The organism is Microbacterium sp. P2_F9, from assembly GCF_056403635.1.
Genome location: NZ_JBFUFC010000276.1, coordinates 1 through 3,658 on the forward strand (window position 1 = coordinate 1; position 3,658 = coordinate 3,658).

At 67.5% G+C, this 3,658-nt stretch carries 4 protein-coding genes, 1 tRNA gene and 1 pseudogene; all 6 read left to right on the forward strand.

Going from position 1 to position 3,658, the window contains the following annotated elements; all coding sequences use genetic code 11:
* Positions 1-143 precede the first annotated feature (143 nt).
* Positions 144-1,061 carry a sugar ABC transporter permease gene (locus AC1DVT_RS18640; RefSeq protein ID WP_477390717.1) on the forward strand — a complete coding sequence of 306 codons (918 nt, stop codon included), beginning with the start codon at positions 144-146 and terminating at the stop codon, positions 1,059-1,061.
* A 58-nt stretch (positions 1,062-1,119) separates the two neighbouring features.
* Positions 1,120-1,620, forward strand: a complete 501-nt coding sequence (locus tag AC1DVT_RS18645) for an FBP domain-containing protein (protein ID WP_477390711.1) — start codon at positions 1,120-1,122, stop codon at positions 1,618-1,620.
* The gene (locus AC1DVT_RS18650; RefSeq protein ID WP_477390713.1) at positions 1,617-2,531 is read left to right on the forward strand and encodes a PfkB family carbohydrate kinase; all 915 of its coding nucleotides are present in this window, start codon (positions 1,617-1,619) and stop codon (positions 2,529-2,531) included. Before AC1DVT_RS18645 ends, AC1DVT_RS18650 begins: the two co-directional genes overlap by 4 nt.
* Positions 2,532-2,651: 120 nt before the next feature.
* Positions 2,652-2,735: transfer RNA gene (locus AC1DVT_RS18655), tRNA-Tyr, on the forward strand.
* Between the two features lie 119 nt (positions 2,736-2,854).
* The gene (locus AC1DVT_RS18660) at positions 2,855-3,250 is read left to right on the forward strand and encodes a nitroreductase family deazaflavin-dependent oxidoreductase (protein ID WP_477390715.1); all 396 of its coding nucleotides are present in this window, start codon (positions 2,855-2,857) and stop codon (positions 3,248-3,250) included.
* A 71-nt stretch (positions 3,251-3,321) separates the two neighbouring features.
* Positions 3,322-3,658 (forward strand): annotated as a pseudogene (locus tag AC1DVT_RS18665) (hypothetical protein); the annotation flags it as partial.

Below are 3,658 nucleotides of genomic sequence, written 5' to 3' on the forward strand. Positions count from 1 at the left end.
CGACTACGGGCTCGCGAGTGCGTTCTCGGTGATCATCTTCGTCGTGGTGGGGACGATTTCCTGGATCGCGTTCCGACAGACCAAAGCCCTCGAGGAGCTGAACTGACATGAGTGCGGAACAGTCCGCCGGCATCGCACCGGAAATGACGGCCGTCGACTACGCGGCGGTCTTCGAACGCGACGACAAGAGAGTGAAACAACCTCGCCGGCGCTTCCCGAAATGGTTCCGTGAGACGGGTTGGCGGCACCTCGTCGGCATCGCGGTGCTGCTGTTCGCGATCTTCCCGCTCGTCTATGTGCTCTCAGCGTCGCTGAATCCCGGTGGCACGCTCCTCACCGCGAACTCGCTGTTCTCGAACATCAGCTTCGACAGCTACGTCGCACTCTTCCAGGACCCCAACTACCCGTACGCGGCGTGGTGGGTCAACACCCTCATCGTCTGTCTCGCGACCTCCGCCGGGACGGTGTTCCTGTGCGCGCTGGCCGCCTACGCCTTCTCCCGAATGAGATTCACGGGCCGGCGCTTCGGACTGCTCACGCTTCTGCTGGTACAGATGTTCCCGCAGCTGCTCGCCTTCGTCGCGATCTTCCTTCTCATGTCGTCCATCTCGGACGTGTTCCCCGCACTCGGTCTGAACTCGCTGATCGGCATCATCATGGTGTATCTCGGCGGGGCGCTCGGGGTGAACACATACCTGATGTACGGGTTCTTCAACACTGTGCCGGCCTCGATCGACGAGGCCGCGAAGATCGACGGTGCCGGGCACGCTCGCATCTTCTTCACGATCATCTTGCGCCTGGTCGCTCCGATCCTCGCAGTGATCGGTCTGCTCGCCTTCATCTCGACGTTCGGCGAGTATGTGATCGCTTCCGTGATCCTGATCGACCCCGAGAAGCAGACCCTCTCGGTCGGACTGTTCCAGTTCGTCTCGAACGCCCAATCCAAGAACTGGAGTGTCTTCGCAGCGGGGGCGGTCCTGGCCGCCATCCTTCCGATGGCGCTCTTCCTGTCACTGCAGCGCTTCATCGTGGGCGGGCTGACGGCCGGCGCCGTCAAGTAGACGGATGCCGAGCGGGGGGTGCGGTTCGTAGACTGTCGGGAAACGGCGAGGAGGTCCGATGCGCCCGTTGACTGAACAAGAGGTCCGTACCTCGTTCGTGAATGCCGCCGACGATGAGCTTCGGCTCATGGCGCTTCCGAGCGATTTCCTGATCACCGATTGGGACCACCTCGACTTCCTGGCCTGGCGCGACCCTCGCGCGCGCGGCCGCGGTTACGTCATCGCCGAGCTCGGCGGACGGCCCGTCGGTGTCGTCCTGCGTGCCGCGGAGGGCACATCGCGCGCCCGGTCGGCGATGTGCAACGTGTGCCACACGATGCAGCCGGCCGATCAGGTCGCGCTGTTCACCGCGCGCAAGTCCGGCACCGCCGGATCGCATGGCGACAGCATCGGCACCTACATCTGCGCGGACCTCTCCTGTCACGAGACGGTGCGTCTGGCCGCTCCTCTCGCACCGAACGAGGTGCGGGCGAGCGTCGACCGCAAGATCGACGGCACCACGCGACGGGCAGAGGCCTTCGTGGAGTCCGTCCTCGAGTCTGCGGGGAGCAGGATATGACCGGACCGGTGGTCGTCATCGGCGATGCCCTGATCGACGAGCTGCGCGACGACAGCGGAGTCCGCGAGTTCGTGGGTGGCGCCGCCCTGAACGTCGCCGTCGGGCTGACCCGGCTCGGAGTGCCCGCCACTCTCATCGCGATGGTCGGCGACGACGAGGCCGGCTCCCACATCCGGTCCTATCTGGAGGACTACGGCGTCGGCCTGATCGCGACGCCTTCCACGCACGGGTCATCTCGGGCGGTCAGCACCCGCAGCGGCGGGGGAGAGCCCGTCTACGTCTTCAACGACGCGGCCAAGAACCGCAAGATCCACTTCGGGGATGCCGAACGGGCCGCGATCGCCGATGCCGGACTCGTCGCCGTCAGCTGCTTCCCGTTCGACGACGTCTCGCAGACCCTCGAACTCGCCCAGGTCGTCCGGGGCCCGGCTCCGCTCGCGATCGACCCCAACCCGCGCTCGGGGATGATGCGGGATCGCGCCGAATTCGTCCGGGGTTTCGAGGCGCTCGCGGCCGGGGCATCCCTCGTCAAAGTCGGCGAAGACGACGCGGCGCTGCTGTACGGCGAACCCCTCGATGCGCTGCGATCGCGTCTCGTCGACCTCGGGGTGGCCGCGGTGCTCGCGACGCAGGGGTCGGCGGGCGCCACGATCGAGGCGGGGACGGATGTCGTCACCCGCCCGATCTCGTCGCTTCCTGGTCGGATCGTGGACACGATGGGCGCCGGCGACGCCGCCTTCGCGGCCGCGATCGCGGCGGTGCGGGGCAGCGCTCCCCGCGACGCTGACGGGTGGGGGGACGCGCTCGAACGGGCGATGGATGTCGCGGCAGCGACCTGCCGATTCGAAGGCGCGCTGCTGCGCCTTCCCTCGGCGATCGGCGACCTCGACCTCGACCGCATCGGCACCTGAACCCTGCTGTCGACGGCCGTCGTGTGGTCGGCCGGCGTCGATTTCGAGGCGCGCGCGAGTAAGGGTAAGATTGCTGATCGCGCCTCCGATCGACTGAAAAAGCCGGGCGGGTGCGCGACTGGCGAGTTACCCAAGCGGCCAAAGGGATCTGACTGTAAATCAGACACGTAAGTTTCGGGGGTTCGAATCCCTCACTCGCCACCAGTAAGAAGCGCCCCCTCGTGGGGCGCTTCCGTCGTTTACGGGTGCTTCGGAATTCCCACAGCGCCGGGTGCGGCATCCGACTCCGAGACATTCCCGCGGATGTGGCGGATGCTGGAACCATGAGCGAACTCGCCGGTCAGTCGGGCCCGCCCCGCTGGGTGCTGCGCGCGACCGCGCCGATGGCGCGGGCGTTCGCCGGCCGGCGGTGGTTCCCACTGTGGGCGGTCGTGCACCATCGCGGGCGCAAGAGCGGCACCCCCTATGACACGCCGGTCGCCGTCGTGCCGACCACCAGAGCGGACGTCATCCTCATCGGACTCCCTTGGGGGCCGAGGACCAACTGGGCCCGGAATATCGTCGCAGCGGGCGGCGCACCGATCACCTGGAGGGGACGGATGCAGCAGACCACCGGCCCGCGCATCGTCGGCGCCGAAGAGGCCGCCGCGTTGGCGAGGCCGTTCTTCCACCCGATCGTCGCGCGCTTTCCGGCCGCCATCGTGCTCACCAGGGAGTAGGGCCGACCTGCACCGTCTGCCAGGATGAGCGTGCGGGCCGGGACTCGCAGAGAGTGGGGATCGTCATGAGCGTGCCTGAACCGAACGGACCCGCCGAGTCCGGGGTCATCCGGGTCGCGATCTGGACCGCGATCGGCGCCCTCATCGCCGCCGCGATCGTCTGCGTGCTCTGGGTGCTGCTCGGGCCGCAGAACGGCATCATCGGCAAGGCGTTCCTGACGATCCTGCTGCTCGCGGGGTTCGCCGGCGCCGCGCTGCTGGACACCCATCTCGCCCCCCGGCGACCGGCGTGGTTCGCGCTGGCGAGCATGATCACGTGGGTCGCGATCCTCATCCTCGGCGCCCTGCTCATCTGGTTGCCTGGCATCGACTACGGCTGGCGGCATCCGCGTTTCGTCGCGTTCGTGC